The organism is Vibrio fortis, assembly GCF_000695685.1.
GTDB lineage: Bacteria > Pseudomonadota > Gammaproteobacteria > Enterobacterales > Vibrionaceae > Vibrio > Vibrio fortis_A.
This window is the reverse complement of sequence record NZ_JFFR01000009.1, coordinates 211,744-225,966: the sequence shown is the minus strand read 5'-3', so window position 1 is coordinate 225,966 and position 14,223 is coordinate 211,744. Positions and strand designations below refer to the sequence as shown.

Sequence of the window (14,223 nt, the reverse complement as noted above, 5' to 3'; positions counted from 1 at the left end):
GTGCCTCATAAATCCGTCGAGCAACAAGACATCCAATCTCTTATTCGAATGAGACGTCTGCTCGTCACTGAAAGAACTCGTGTCGTTAATCAAGTACGTGGCCTTATCTCTGAATACGGCATCATTATGCCCAAAGGAGCCGCTGCCTTCAGAAAGGCCATCCCCGAAATACTCGAGAACGATGAAAACCAACTGTCTTGTATATTAAGAGAACTGCTATCCCATCAGTACGAACGATATTTATACATCGACGAACAAGTCAAATGGTTCGACGATAAACTTAACCAAACCATCAAGCAGTTCGAAAACGCAAAGCGACTCATGTCTATTCCAGGCTTTGGGCCACTCACTAGCCAAGCAGTTGCGGTATGGCTTGGCTCCGGACAACAGTTCAAAACCGGTAGAGATGCCTCCGCCGCAATGGGCCTTGTGCCGAAGCAAGATACCAGCGGTGACAAAGTCATTCTTCTTGGGATAACTAAAAGAGGCAACACGTATATCCGCTCCCTACTCGTTCATGGAGCAAGAGCAGCGCTGAGGCGCGCCAAATTTAAATCCGATAATCTCAGTAGGTGGATGCTTGAACTCCAAGAGCGACGAGGACCAAACAGAGCCGCTGTCGCTTTAGCAAACAAACTCATGCGCATAGCGTGGGCAGTTATTACTAAAAATGAAGAGTATCGACCAACACAAAGCTAATGATGATCACCAACCCTTTGCAAAGTACGTAGTAAGATGAATAACAGGATAAATCCTACACGTTGAAAACCTTATGCTCACACTGTCTTATAAAGTCGATAAGGTGATTAGGACTTCGTGTTCGACTTCCTCATCTTGGCCAAGGCAATAGCCGTTAAACAGGCCGTATATATGGAAGTTAACCTGCGCTTTTAATCATATTACTGGCTTGCAAAACTGGGGGAGACCATATATGTGAGCAACGCAATACAAAAGTCGCCGCATACCGCCTTAAACACTAAACGCAACGCATAGCAAAAATGCCGAGCGTTGCGAATCACTCTTAAACAGATTGTTAGCTTTCTTTATTTAGGGTTGAAACAAGCCATTCACTAACTGAGCGTTCTAATTGAGCTTTACTTTTATAAACAATCACTTGGCTTGACGACAAGTCAAATGTTATATCCTTTTCATTTCTCGCTATAAGCAAAACATCCTTGCCCATCGCATGCGCAATTCCAAGTTCATAAAAAACATTTGGATTACGCCCACTTATATTAGCAACTACAAACCTAGAACTGGCTATCTCTTTTATGATGTGGGACAAAAGATTGCTTTGAACCATTACATCATCGCCTTTTACACATAAAAATTTATGTTTTAAGAAAGACTCTTCAACCCATGCATAATCCTCATAGAAATCTTTATTCATGGGAGTTAGTACAAATACTTGATTGCTCTTGACTTCAAACTTTTCGTGAACACCCAGCTTGGATAGAAAAGAGTTTTCTGCACTTTGAAAGCTATTACCTTGAATAACTAATTCATTCATTTGTTTAAAACGTTCTTCATTCGAAGATAGCTTGTAGTTTATATTGTAAAGTTCTTTCTCTAAATCTTGACGATATTCATCTTTCTGATAATCCTTAACCTTCAGATAGTCATGAAATAACTTTCGTATTAGAACATATACAAACATTGCAATTAAGAACAATGGAAGCGAGGTAATTAATGCTTCATAGAATACCGAGACTACATCAATCATCATTTACACCTTTTTCTCCAGCACCAGTTAGCACAGAGTTAGTTGAACTTGGCATTGCACTCTTATTTTCATATTCCTGCATTATTAAAATAGAGAAAACCAACATCAATATCGATATAAACATTGATGAAAGAAAGTAACGGTTTATATATTTTTTATTGCAATTATCTGTATTTTCAATCTTCAAATGGTTATAAAAACCTATAGAGACACCCAGTAGCACCAATCCGAAGATTAAGAAAATACCAACGCCAAATGGATCACTAGGATTCAAAACCATAGCTGCGAGTACGAAAGTACAAGCCATAATTTTGATATCGATAGGAAAAACCATAATCAGTTTAAAGAAGTTTATCTTAGAAAAACCTCTTCCCCACCCCCAGCGCAAGAGAAAGCTGAGAAGCAATAGCACAATAGGAAAAAGCCAACTCCCATTCCCAACTAACCATTCAGATGCATTGGTAACTACATCCTTTATGCTCACAAAAAACCACCTAACCTTTTATCTTTATGTTTTAATTTGAATGAATGTTATCACGTACTAAATGAGTTGCACACTAAAGAAAGCTAACATTCTTAATAATAGGCAGTCTCGCTTTTCTACCTACCCGACTTTCGAACAATTTATCATAAGCCACTAAAAATTAAAGAAAATACATCGAGTTTTGTACTCTACCCTCACATAAAAACGCGTCTGCGTGTTATCACTTTTTAATAATGCGTGTTATCCAAGGTATGAAAGTCATAAAACCATTAAGAAACCACAACTTACAAAACTCGCCATCGACAAAGTGAGAGTAAAAATTCAATAAAACATGCCACTTTCAATAGTCAAACAACCTTCAAGCTTAATAAACTGTTTAGATATACAGAAAAGAGAGTAAAGATGATAAGCAAATCAGCCATGAACTTGGTATTAGGCTTTGTAGGGGCAAAAGTGATTTTAGGTATAGACTTGAGGTGTCAGCATTGGTCGCTGGACGTAAGCGAATAACTGGTCATGAAACTCATTCATTTGTTGCTTAGTGCATTTTGACCAGTTTAAGGCTTCCCCTATCACACCATGATGCTGAAACGCATTGAGACGAATCGCTACGGTTTCTGGCAACGAACTAAGGTAACGCCCTACCTGTTCGACTTCTGTATCTAAGTCGCTTTTTCCGGGGATATGCAATAAACGAACTTCATGTAGCTTTTGATGTTCCGCTAAGAAGTTGATTGAAGAGAGTACGCGGTGATTCTCGCGTCCAACTAACCATTGATGAGTTTCATTTTGCCATGATTTTAGGTCGATCATTGCGCCATCAAGGTACGGTAGAACCCTACTCCAGCCTTCCGATGAAAGTGAGCCATTACTATCAATAAAACAGGTTAAATGAGAGAGCTGAGGATCGGTTTTGATTGCTTTAAAGAGTTCGATAATAAACGGCAGCTGCATTGTAGCTTCACCGCCTGAGATGGTAACTCCGCTTAAGAAGAACTGATTTTCTCTCGCGATTTCAAGAACATCAGAAACGGTCATCAATGATATTTTCGGACTCGACTTATGACTGCACACATCAATGCACTTATCACAATGTGTACATTTTTCTGGATACCAAGTAACTGTACCAGATTCACTATTTTGAGTTAGCGCTTCACTTGGGCATTCAGGAACACAATCACCACAATGGTTGCAGTGATTGATGGTGTGAGGGTTATGACAAGTGATGCAATCAAAGTTGCACCCTTGTAGAAACAACACCAAGCGATTTCCCGGCCCGTCAACACAAGAAAAGGTCAGCACACGGCTGACCTTCGCTTGTTTTTCTGCCTTTATATTTTTAGTAACCCTAGCCATGTGAGTCGTTAGATCAGAAAATTTATTGTTCGTAGGTAGGTGACATTTCTAAGCTCGCCACACGTGGTTTACGCTCCAAAATGCCGGTATTTTTTGCCGCCTCTGCGCCCAAGAAAGTGGTATTGGTACGAGAACCTTCATCGTCATATTTTGCGATATCAGAGAGCTTAATCATGTATCCCGTCACGCGCACCAAATCGTTAGACGCGACGTTTGCAGTAAACTCACGATAACCGGCTTGAATCGCACCTTTACATAGGTTGAACATCGCCTCAGGGTTGGATTTAACGGTCTCATCAATCGTTAAGATGTCACTGATGCCCGACGTGTAAAACTTATGATGACCTGCGGTTGCTCGCACGTAAGAGACCGGATCCGGCTCAGTTCCGTAAGGAATACGAACACCAGGGGTTACATCTTTATCAAGACTAATACCGCCTTGTGCGTGCAGCAGTGCTTTACCATTTAATCCATATTGAACTGGTGAGGATTCAACGATCTCTGCAAGTTTTTCAGAGATGGTGTGACCGAGTGTGTTGGCTGCTTCATCGTGTCCGTACTTAGCTTCAACCCCCTCTTTCACCATCAGGATATTGACGGCTTCCGCCATGCCGTAGATACCAAACATAGGTGCGAATCGCGCTTCTTCAATCAAGCCCTCTTTCGTCAAGAAGCCTTCAAAGAAATTCGACTCTTCATGAAGGAAACGACTACGAGCATCCATCAGCTCAACTATGATGTTGGCGTATGTCGGCAGCACTTTCTGTAGAAAGTCAGCGCTGTCTTTAGACTTTAGCGCGACCTCTTTTAAGTTCATACGGACCAAGGTATTTGAACCACCAGCAAGCGGCAGAGAGTTATAGCAACTCACGATTCCAAAGCGCTTATCACCGTAAGCACTCGCGTGTGCTGGGTAGTTTGCGATATGAGGTTTACTGCATTCACAGATGTTGCTCGCCGCTTGACGCAAAAGATCGTCAGGTGTCACTGCAGGGTCGTACATAAAGGTTAAGTTAGGCGCGATCTGCTTAAGCTCAGCGTCTACTCGTAAAATAGTGCGACAGATGATGTTATCTGCAGGGCCGATATTCACATGCATGAACGCATCTGGGAGCGTGCGGTCCAGCATAATCCAGAACAGTTTTAGTTTTTGATAGATTTGCTCGTCTGTTAGTTCGCCAACGAATGGCATTAACACATCGTCCAGTTGACCAAGGTATACAGGAATAGAGGTCACGGATGGCACATGGTGATAGATGATCGTCAACATGTTGAGCGCTTCATCCAAATTGGTCGCCGCGCTGAGTTCTAAATACTCTGAGCCTTGATGTAAGTACTTAGAATAGTCTGGCAAGACGTAGCGCGGCTTAAACGGCGCATGGCCTTCAAACATGTCACACAGCACCCCGTCTTTGAGTGCTTGTTCAGCTTCTTGGCTGATTGGCATATACGGTAGGCTTGCTTCCGCTTCTAGCGCTAAATAGCTCGACTTCTGCTTAGGTGAAAGGTTGGCATCCGAAATAATATTGTGGAAACGTTGCTGAAGTTCAGGCATTGGTGATGACGTTGTTTGGTGGCTCATGATAAAACCCTTTATATTTATATGGTCTTATTTTAAAAGAGTAATCACTTTTCCACTATTGAAATTTAATCAATTAAACATTTCCATTATGGAAATCATGATCACTAAAATAACGACCAAAAGAAAACCCACACTGCAAAACAGCATGGGTTTATTCTATCTATTTAGTATCAATACGTTAGCGTGATTTAGTACGGATGGTAGACTGCTTACGACCTACACCCATTAGCACTTTTAACTCACCCTGAGGGGTATCAATCGAGAATGGTACGGACACTTCTACGTTTGAGAAGCCTGCCGCCATTAACACGTTCTCTGAGCGACTCAGTGTTAAACCAGACGCTTCGTCATCGCTCTCTACACACCAATCCCAGTGAACAAACAGTCCATCTTCTTCTAGAAGTGTGTAAATCAAACTCACCGTATCTTGCAGATTCGGGATAAAGCCACACACAGACGAAGCGACTACGACATCAAATTGCTTTCGAAATGCAGGGTGTTGAGCTGCTAAACCACGAGAAAGAATATCAACAACGGGCTCTACGTTAGGTAGCTCTTTTTTGTCGAGTTCTTCAATCATGGCTTCAGAGAAATCTAAAGCAATAATCTCTTTTGCAAAAGGGGACACTTTTTGGCTAAGCAGACCTGTGCCACAACCAAAATCAAGGACACGGGTTCCGTCTAGATCAACGAGCTGGCTCAACTGGTCAAATACGGCTTTTGCGAATTCAGCCGTTGCAGGTTCTTTATCCCAGTCTTTTGCGTACTCGTCCCATTGTTTCGCCATCATGGCCTCCATCTTTACTTCTTGTACGTTCGGAACCCTCTCAGATTAAACTAAATTGACCCGTTCGTCATAGAGTTATCATGCAATGATGGACTATTTCTAAGAGAATCAGCACAATATTCACATATAAACCTTACGATTCTCGCTCATTCCGGAAAATCTATGAACTTGTCTCAAATCCAAGCGTTTTGTTCCGTGGCAGACCTCGGCTCAGTGTCAGAGGCTGCACGTCAGCTCGAATGCAACCGTACTAAGCTCAGCATGTCGATCAAAGCACTGGAGAAAGAGCTGGATGTTGAACTGTTCATTCGCAGTGGCAACCACGTTGAATTGTCTGAAGCGGGAAAAGCTATCTACAAGGATTGTGAAGGCATGTTAGTCACGGCCGCTCGCATAAAGCAGACTTGTTTGCATGTCTCAGGTGAGTTTAACGCCGAGATTTGGATAGCACGCGACGATTCTCTTCCCGATGAAATGTGGCAAGATCTATCGCATAAACTGAATAACCGCTACCCCTCCACCTCTTTCAATATTGTTCTGGCTTCGAGTGGTGACTTGGCCAACCTTGTTGAAACCCAACAGGTCGACTTTGCTTTTGGTGTCGATTACGAACGTGTCGATGACCCGAGGATCCTCTACAACCCGCTGGGTAAGATTCGAATGATGTCGGTTTGCCAAAAAGGACACGCACTGAGCCAAATGCGCCGAGTGTCTGACGAAGTACTACGTAACTCAATGCAAGCGACCATGGTTTACCTCAACGAGAAAGACAACCCTGTACTTGACCCGTTCTCGCGCCGCTACATAGGGTTTTCAAGCTTCGATTACATGCTCGACACCATCATGCGTGAAGACGCGTGGGGCGTAATGCCTGAGCCGTTGATTCGTCATCTACTCCGCGAACAAAAACTATCTGTGATTAAACACACTTACGGTTTAACTCAAGAAGATTACTGTATGTTTACTGCGGCAGGTATGGCAGAGCACCCAGGGATGAACTGGTTAGCGGACAAGATCAGCGACTATCTGTTTGATTTTTAATGTCAGGCTATATCTCGCCCTCCGTCATACACTTCATCTGATCTCTTCTCGACTTCGATGAGCATTAATCACAGTTAGTACAGTTAGTACAGTTAGTGTTCATCAACACCATCAATGTCGGTGCAATAGCTATTGATTGCGTTTGTTATTTAAGGCGCACACCCCTTCAGTAATCCTCAAATTATTCTTATCGAAATCAGTCAGCGTCAAAAATTATGACAGACATAATTAAACCTAACCTTATGATTTAATTTGATAATTAATAAATACTACATTTTCAACTTTGCGTGAAGGCAGATTGAGTTTGTAAAACTCGCTCAGTATTAGAACAATGAAGATATCGAAGACACTAGGAAATCATTATGTGTGACAGGACAAACCAAAACGAAAATCGAGTATTAATGTTCTCAGCCCTTCTTGCATCTGGCTTTGCATTGGGAGGCTTGGCACTAGGCTTAATTGTTGGTTCCCTCGTCATCGTATTCGACGGTGTTTATTCGCTGATCAGTTTACTGTTAACTTTATTGTCACTAGCAGCGTCGAAGTACATTAATCGCCCATCAGACTCTAACTTCCCTTTTGGTCGTGCGATTATTGAACCTATCGTTATCGCTTTTAAAGCCGCAGTAATTCTTATCGTCGTCGGTTATTCACTATACTCTGCCGTTGGCGCGTTAATGACTGGCGGTCGCGAAGTCGACGCTTCAATTGCGACCATCTTTGGTGCGTTGAACGTACTGGGTTGTGGTTACGCATGGTGGTATATCGCCAATAAAAGTAAGTCATTCTCTTCAGGTTTGATTGAAGCAGAATCCAAACAGTGGCAGATGGATACGTTATTGAGTGTGGCCGTTACTGCAGGTTTCGTTGCAGCGTGGTTAATCACCTTGTCACCGTATGCTGAGTTTGCCGTGTACGCTGACCCGATGATGATGGTTCTGATGTCGTTCTACTTCATCAAAGTGCCATTCGATATGCTTAAGCAAGCAATGCGTGAACTGCTGATGATGTCGGCAAACAAAGAGATTTGTGAAAAGGTTGACGAGAACGTCATCGCTGTTGATAAGGAAGCGGAGCAAGACCTAGAGCTGAAAGGCGTAACTAAGGTAGGTCAAGAGCTACGTATCAACGTTGATATCCACACCAATAACCAAGAAACCATTGCGGTCAATGATATTGAAAAGACGCGCCGCTTACTGAAGCGACGCCTATCAAAAATGCCTTATGAGCTGAAACTCAACTTGAGCATTGCTAGTTAGAACAAGAAGCAAATCACAACTAGGTCTTCGCTTGTTCGATATCACTATTCTCTGATTTAGCCGACGCTTTCCGTGTCGGCTTTTCTCTTGTTACCCACCAGCACGCCAATGAACCAATGGTTACCATGCACACGCCTTGCAAGAAAGTGAACGTGAGTGACAGGCCAAGCAGCATTGAAGAGAATAACGTCGCGAAGATTGGCGTAAAGTAAGACATGGTTGCGAGAAACACCATGTTGCCGCCGAGAATCGCCGTGTTCCACAACGCATAACCCGCTCCCATTGCCGCGCCCGCCAAAACAAGATCGATAGCAGCGCTCGTTGTCATCACCATTGCTGGTTCGTCACTCAACGCATATTTAATCCATAGCGTTACAGCCGTTGCGATAAAGAACAGTACGATCGCATTCTGACCTTTCGCCACGCGCTGCGTGTAGTTGCAATACACCGCCCAGATTATCGCGCCAAAGAACGCCATGGAATACGTCAGCGGATTCGTCGCAACGTTGGCTGCAATCTGTTGTACCGATAGGCCTTGGTCGCCACTGATACTCCAAGCAACACCAAAGAAAGCAAGGACGATACTTGGATATACCAATAAGTTGGTTTTCTTCTTACTGAGTAAAACGGCAAACAGTACCGTTAACGCAGGCCATAAGTAGTTAATGACGGCCATTTCGATGGCTTGGTGACGGCTGTTCGCCATACCTAGAGCAAGCGCCAAAAATATCTCGTAGCAGACGAAAAGCGAGCCTCCAATCAGCAAATACGATTTAGAGAAGCGCGAAACTTTCGGTAACCCCATGGTAAAGACCAACAGGATCGAGCTCACCGTATAAAGGCTGGCAGCCCCTCCAATCGGTCCTAACTGTTCAGATACACTGCGTGAGAGCGCGATTAAACAGCTCCACAATAGAATGGCCATCACGCCATAACAACTGTAACGATGGGTCTTTAACACTTGATTACCTTTTTACAAAGCCAACTTAAGCCATTTCCTAAATGGCGAGCATAAACCAGAAACTCGGCTAAATGATAGAAAAAACAAAATAAGACTTCCTAAAATAAACAACACTTCGTACAATATAATCATATTTATTCCATCACTATTACTTTAATGAACTATACCGATAGCTTTACTCATTACCTAGACCTGCAACTAAAAGAAGTCATTGCTTCTCAAGGCGCAGGGGCTATCGGCCAAGTCAAAAAAGCGATGGATGCCGAAGCAGTTCGACAAAACAAAACCATCCCAAGCTCTATAAAACTGTTTGTAGACGGTTTTTGTGTATTGAGAAAAGGCAAGGTTAAACAATCACTTGTCTATCTTAGTCAAGCTCTGAATAAAGCCGATGCTTCTCCGTCTTTGATCCTGAAATATTACATCGAATATGGTTTGGGTATCGCCATGATTCGTTCGGGAAATTTCACCGAAGCCATTGTTGAACTGACTAAGGCTTCAGAGTGCAAACACATTGATAGCCCCTACTTGCTTGCGCGAATCTACGCGAACTTAGGCTATATCTTTCTCGAAGCAGAGGATTTTCATAAAGCGCACTACTACTGTGAATTAGCTTGGGAAACGAGCGCACAAACCCCAGAACAGATGGTGATCTCGCCGGTATTAACCAACCTTGCGTTCACCAACAGCAAACTGGGCCGATTTGATGTGGCTATCAAACAGTTTGAGCAGTACAGCGAAACGCTATCGCGACACGCAAGTCCACTCGGTGAATTCTTTTATCACAACGCCTTCGGAGCCCACCTAGAGCTTCTGGGAGAGCCACAACAAGCGCTTAAGCACTTCTGTAAAGCAATTCAATGTGCAGAGCAACTATCAGATGATTTCTACTTATTAGATGCGCTTCTCGAATATTGTCGTTGTGCGATCGAGAATCAGCACATTGATCATCTCGACACTCATATCCAAAAAGCACTGCCTCTCGTTGAAGCATTCGGAAGCGCGAAGATGTTGGAGGCGTTTGCCTCTATCCTGCATCAAGAGTCGAAATTTAACCGTGACGCAGCGGTGAAGAGTGAACGACTAGAGCAAGCCTTCAATTTACAGTCAAAGGCGCTCAAGCTGCACGGTGAAAGTAACAGCGAATCGATCTCTCAGCTTTATCAGCTCCACTCTGAGCGCCCCCAGCTAGAGAACGCACAGTCACTGGCTAAGAACTTGGAATTGATCTCTTCGTTTGGTGAGTATCTTGGCTCACACAATGACCTCACCGACATGGTATTCCGTCTGTACAACGACCTTTCAAAGCTGATGTCTGTCGATTGTCTCGCTTTGGGCCTATACGACGAGGCGACTGAGCAGCTCCATTACGAACAGTTCATCGACCTTGGTAACCTGCTACCACCGTTCACTATCGATTGTCGTGATGAGTCGACTTTAAGCACCTATTGTATTAAGAACAACCTGTCTTTCGTACACGGTAGTTTTTCCCCTGAAGTGCTACAAAAGCTTGTCAATAACGACCCAACTGCCCATGCATTTGTCGGTACAACACAAGAGGATTACCCCTCTGTTATCATGATCCCTTTAACGCTCGATCATAAGACGTTGGGAGTGCTGACGATACAGACCCACCAGCCACATGCTTACCAGGACTACCATATGTCTTTGATTAAGCATCTTGGCTCCTACATCGCGGTAGACTTGCAGAATAAACAGCACAAGAAGCAACTTGAGGCACAGAAAAAAGAGCTTAATCGCTTGGCGAACTTAGATCCTCTAACAGGCCTCTTTAACCGAGTCTCGCTTGGTTCATCGATTCAGAAGCTACAAAAATGCCCACAAGCAGCGAACAAGATCTCTGTTTTGTTATGCGATGTGGATTTCTACAAGCAGTACAACGACAGCTATGGCCACGTAAAAGGTGATGACGTATTAAAGGAGATCGCCAACCTACTTCGAATCCACTTCACTAAAGAGCACTGTAAAGTATTCCGATTTGGAGGTGATGAGTTTCTTATCTTAACGGAATGCATGATGAAGCCAGAACTTGAGAAGAAGGTACGCAGCTTCATGGCAGACCTATATCAAAGAAACATTGAGCACAGCGCTTCACCATGCAGTGACAGGATCACCGTATCCATCGGAGGAGCTGTATTCGATCACAGTACCAAGAGCTTGCTGCTTGACTCTGAGCTCATCCAAAAAGCCGATGAAGCTTTATATTCCATCAAGGATCAAGGCCGAAATGGGTCGCTGATCATTGACGCTGAAGAATTCACAGCACCAGAACCTAGTGATGCTTTCCCGCTACCGTTTATGTAGTGGTATTCAAAGCCCAACACCTAATTCATCAATCAAGCTCCAATAAAAAAGGTACCCAATTTCAAAATTAGGTACCTTCAATATCTGCCATCTTTTGTTGAGATCAAGCGAGCAATAGAGCCTTTAATTCACTCAGTGATGCGACTTGGTAGTGTGGCTCAATACCACTTGGTCGTGGTTTACTGTCAACATTCAACCAGCAGGTTTCAATACCAAAATCGATACCACCAAGAATATCTGAATGAGGGTTATCACCGACCATCAGCATGCGCTCTTTGGCAGGAGCACCACTAATGCGATGTGCATGGTCAAAGATAGCGAAATCGGGCTTAGCGACGCCAACTTCTTCAGAAATCACCACATGATCAAAATAGTCTGTCATCCCCATTCGCTCTAAACGAATGGCTTGTAGCTCGGTAAAGCCGTTGGTAATGATGCCCATTTTAACTTTGCCTTGCAGCGCATCCATCAGCTCTTTCGCCCCCGGTAGCAAGGTACAAATATCGGCCATTGCATTTAAGAAAGCGCTGTTAAGTACTGCTGTTGTCGTATCTAGCTGTTTCGCCCACGACTCAAAGCGCGTGTGCTTAAGCTGATCCGCAGTAATCTTACCGTCTTGATAATCAACCCATAGTGGTAAGTTCACTTTTTGGTACGCCGCGTAATCTTGCTCGTCAAACTCCACGCCAAAACGAGAGAACATCAGCTTCATTCCTTTAAAAGAGTCAAAGTGAAAGAGCGTTTCATCCGCATCAAAAAATATCCAGTCGTACTTCATTACCTATCCTACTTGGGTTTGATCATTCTTAAGAGGCGATGCCTCATCTTGCACACTTTCAACACAACTGTGAGCTTGTAGAAAGTTCTGACTTTTTATAGAAGTCACGCATCAACTTATGATGTATCGCAAATTTTGCCACATATTAAACTAATAACATACAAGAAACACATCTCAATACCGGAGGTATTATGAAGCACTTCTTACCATCGTCTGTCATGCTCACACCATTTCTTGTCAAAAACTACGATGCTTTCGTCGGTGAAAACTCTGCACAAGAAACCGATCAAGAAATCGTAAGCAGTGAAAAAGCTATTGATGAAACCATCGAAACCGAGAAAACAAAAAGTTAATTATATTAGAACTTTATGTGTGTTTCTTGCATCAACAATATTCATTCTCATATAGATGGCGTACGGTTGGCGCCACCTATTATTATTCAAATTATCATTAGAAACTAGCTAACCGTTTGCTTCATGAAGCACGTCACAATCCCTAACTACAAAGTGGTAGTTAGGCGCGAAAATTGTCCCAGATCAATTGTTCCACAAGTCTTTATCGCCAACATAGAACTCAAGCAAAAATCATAATTTAACTGGAGCAATTCATGGCTAGTGCATTTTTTATCCCTACAATCAACTTCATGGGCACAGGCTGTTTAAAAGACGCAGCAGACAGCATTCAATCACAAGGTTTTAAGAAAGGTCTGATCGTTACAGACAAAATCTTGAACCAAATCGGTGTTGTTAAACAAGTACAAGATCTACTTGAAGAGCGTGGCGTTAACACAGTTGTGTTCGATGGTACTCAACCAAACCCAACAACAGCTAACGTAACAGACGGCCTAGAACTACTAACAAACAACGAGTGTGACTTCGTCGTTTCTCTAGGTGGTGGTTCTCCACACGATTGTGCGAAAGGTATTGCACTAGTTGCGGCTAACGGTGGCAAGATTGCTGACTACGAAGGCGTAGACCAATCTGAAAAACCAATGATGCCACTGATTGCTATCAACACGACAGCTGGTACGGCTTCTGAAATGACTCGCTTCTGTATCATCACTGATGAAGCTCGCCACATCAAAATGGCAATCGTAGATAAGCACACTACGCCACTGATCTCTGTAAACGATCCTGAGCTAATGCTTGCTAAGCCTGCATCACTAACTGCAGCTACAGGTATGGATGCACTGACTCACGCAATCGAAGCGTACGTGTCTATCGCGGCTACACCAATTACAGATGCAGTAGCAATCAAGGCGATTGAGCTTATCCAAGCGCACCTACGCACAGCAGTAAGCAACGGTGACGACATCGAAGCTCGCGAGCAAATGGCTTACGCACAGTTCATGGCTGGTATGGCGTTTAACAACGCATCTCTAGGTTATGTACACGCAATGGCGCACCAACTGGGTGGCTTCTACGACCTTCCACACGGTGTATGTAACGCGATTCTTCTTCCACACGTTCAACGCTACAACGCGCAAGTATGTCCTGAGCGTCTACGTGACGTGGCAAAAGCGATGGGCGTAAATGTTGAAGAAATGACGGCAGAGCAAGGTGCTGAAGCAGCTATCGCTTCTATCGTAACTCTAGCGGCTGATGTTGGCATTCCTGCTGGTATCGCTCAACTGGGTGCAAAACTAGAAGACATCCCTACTCTGTCTGACAACGCGCTGAAAGATGCTTGTGGTTTCACTAACCCGAAACAAGCAACGCACGAAGAAATTTCAGCGATTTTTGAAGCGGCGATGTAACCCTTCAATTTATAAGATACCAAACTTTATATGTTAGTTTGAAAGTGGGCTTACCGTTGGTGAGCCCACTTTTTTATAGAGCAAAGTCACAATAATTGACAAGACGAATTCATATGCGCGCAGTGAAACAGATCACATATTAAAACAATGGTTATGGTTATTTTCACGCTC

The 14,223-nt window shown here is 43.5% G+C and carries 13 protein-coding genes; 6 read left to right on the top strand and 7 right to left on the bottom strand.

Annotated features, from left to right (window positions below):
- On the top strand, window positions 1–699 hold a 699-nt coding region (locus tag VFDL14_RS15310; protein ID WP_032550368.1), incomplete at its 5' end, for an IS110 family transposase.
- A 334-nt stretch (window positions 700–1,033) separates the two neighbouring features.
- On the opposite strand, the gene VFDL14_RS23640 is transcribed toward VFDL14_RS15310, so the two are convergent.
- The 5 genes from VFDL14_RS23640 to VFDL14_RS15335 form a co-directional block, all read right to left on the bottom strand.
- Window positions 1,034–1,723: a hypothetical protein gene (locus VFDL14_RS23640; RefSeq protein WP_050487364.1), complete on the bottom strand. Its 690-nt coding sequence runs from the start codon at window positions 1,721–1,723 to the stop codon at window positions 1,034–1,036.
- Window positions 1,716–2,207 (bottom strand): hypothetical protein, encoded by a 492-nt coding sequence (locus VFDL14_RS15315; RefSeq protein ID WP_032550367.1) that lies wholly within the window; start codon window positions 2,205–2,207, stop codon window positions 1,716–1,718. The genes VFDL14_RS23640 and VFDL14_RS15315 overlap by 8 nt, the downstream gene beginning before the upstream one ends.
- 459 nt (window positions 2,208–2,666) lie before the next feature.
- The gene (locus tag VFDL14_RS15320; protein WP_032550366.1) at window positions 2,667–3,563 is read right to left on the bottom strand and encodes a YjjW family glycine radical enzyme activase; all 897 of its coding nucleotides are present in this window, start codon (window positions 3,561–3,563) and stop codon (window positions 2,667–2,669) included.
- 22 nt (window positions 3,564–3,585) lie between these two features.
- Window positions 3,586–5,145: a YjjI family glycine radical enzyme gene (locus VFDL14_RS15325; protein WP_032550365.1), complete on the bottom strand. Its 1,560-nt coding sequence runs from the start codon at window positions 5,143–5,145 to the stop codon at window positions 3,586–3,588.
- Between the two features lie 178 nt (window positions 5,146–5,323).
- A complete protein-coding gene (locus VFDL14_RS15335; RefSeq protein WP_032550363.1) occupies window positions 5,324–5,932 on the bottom strand; it encodes a class I SAM-dependent DNA methyltransferase in 609 nt (202 codons plus the stop codon).
- Window positions 5,933–6,094: 162 nt separating this feature from the next.
- Between VFDL14_RS15335 and VFDL14_RS15340 the strand changes: the two genes are divergently transcribed.
- Both VFDL14_RS15340 and VFDL14_RS15345 read left to right on the top strand, forming a co-directional pair.
- Window positions 6,095–6,973: a LysR family transcriptional regulator gene (locus tag VFDL14_RS15340; RefSeq protein WP_032550362.1), complete on the top strand. Its 879-nt coding sequence runs from the start codon at window positions 6,095–6,097 to the stop codon at window positions 6,971–6,973.
- Between the two features lie 362 nt (window positions 6,974–7,335).
- Entirely contained in the window at window positions 7,336–8,232 is an 897-nt protein-coding gene (locus VFDL14_RS15345; protein WP_032550361.1) for a cation diffusion facilitator family transporter, read from the top strand.
- Window positions 8,233–8,251: 19 nt separating this feature from the next.
- Here the strand turns inward: VFDL14_RS15345 and yddG are convergent, their stop codons facing one another.
- On the bottom strand, window positions 8,252–9,193 hold the full coding sequence (gene yddG / locus VFDL14_RS15350) for an aromatic amino acid DMT transporter YddG (protein ID WP_032550360.1): 942 nt from the start codon (window positions 9,191–9,193) through the stop codon (window positions 8,252–8,254).
- A 156-nt stretch (window positions 9,194–9,349) separates the two neighbouring features.
- Between yddG and VFDL14_RS15355 the strand changes: the two genes are divergently transcribed.
- Window positions 9,350–11,518, top strand: coding sequence for a diguanylate cyclase (locus VFDL14_RS15355; RefSeq protein ID WP_032550359.1), 2,169 nt, complete (start codon window positions 9,350–9,352; stop codon window positions 11,516–11,518).
- A gap of 103 nt (window positions 11,519–11,621) precedes the next feature.
- On the opposite strand, the gene yjjG is transcribed toward VFDL14_RS15355, so the two are convergent.
- Window positions 11,622–12,296 (bottom strand): pyrimidine 5'-nucleotidase, encoded by a 675-nt coding sequence (yjjG, locus tag VFDL14_RS15360; RefSeq protein WP_032550358.1) that lies wholly within the window; start codon window positions 12,294–12,296, stop codon window positions 11,622–11,624.
- A gap of 191 nt (window positions 12,297–12,487) precedes the next feature.
- On the opposite strand from yjjG, the gene VFDL14_RS24650 reads away from it, so the two are divergent.
- Together VFDL14_RS24650 and yiaY are read left to right on the top strand one after the other, a co-directional pair.
- On the top strand, window positions 12,488–12,649 hold the full coding sequence (locus VFDL14_RS24650; RefSeq protein WP_167332343.1) for a hypothetical protein: 162 nt from the start codon (window positions 12,488–12,490) through the stop codon (window positions 12,647–12,649).
- 254 nt (window positions 12,650–12,903) lie between these two features.
- Complete coding sequence (gene yiaY, locus VFDL14_RS15365) at window positions 12,904–14,052, top strand: L-threonine dehydrogenase (RefSeq protein WP_032550357.1); 1,149 nt, start codon at window positions 12,904–12,906, stop codon at window positions 14,050–14,052.
- Window positions 14,053–14,223: the final 171 nt, after the last annotated feature.

Coding starts and splice junctions, on each gene's coding strand:
- VFDL14_RS23640 (WP_050487364.1), bottom strand. CDS start 1,723: ATGATTGATGTAGTCTCGGTATTCTATGAAGCATTAATTACCTCGCTT.
- VFDL14_RS15320 (WP_032550366.1), bottom strand. CDS start 3,563: ATGGCTAGGGTTACTAAAAATATAAAGGCAGAAAAACAAGCGAAGGTC.
- VFDL14_RS15325 (WP_032550365.1), bottom strand. CDS start 5,145: ATGAGCCACCAAACAACGTCATCACCAATGCCTGAACTTCAGCAACGT.
- VFDL14_RS15335 (WP_032550363.1), bottom strand. CDS start 5,932: ATGGCGAAACAATGGGACGAGTACGCAAAAGACTGGGATAAAGAACCT.
- VFDL14_RS15340 (WP_032550362.1), top strand. CDS start 6,095: ATGAACTTGTCTCAAATCCAAGCGTTTTGTTCCGTGGCAGACCTCGGC.
- VFDL14_RS15345 (WP_032550361.1), top strand. CDS start 7,336: ATGTGTGACAGGACAAACCAAAACGAAAATCGAGTATTAATGTTCTCA.
- VFDL14_RS15355 (WP_032550359.1), top strand. CDS start 9,350: ATGAACTATACCGATAGCTTTACTCATTACCTAGACCTGCAACTAAAA.
- yjjG (WP_032550358.1), bottom strand. CDS start 12,296: ATGAAGTACGACTGGATATTTTTTGATGCGGATGAAACGCTCTTTCAC.
- VFDL14_RS24650 (WP_167332343.1), top strand. CDS start 12,488: ATGAAGCACTTCTTACCATCGTCTGTCATGCTCACACCATTTCTTGTC.
- yiaY (WP_032550357.1), top strand. CDS start 12,904: ATGGCTAGTGCATTTTTTATCCCTACAATCAACTTCATGGGCACAGGC.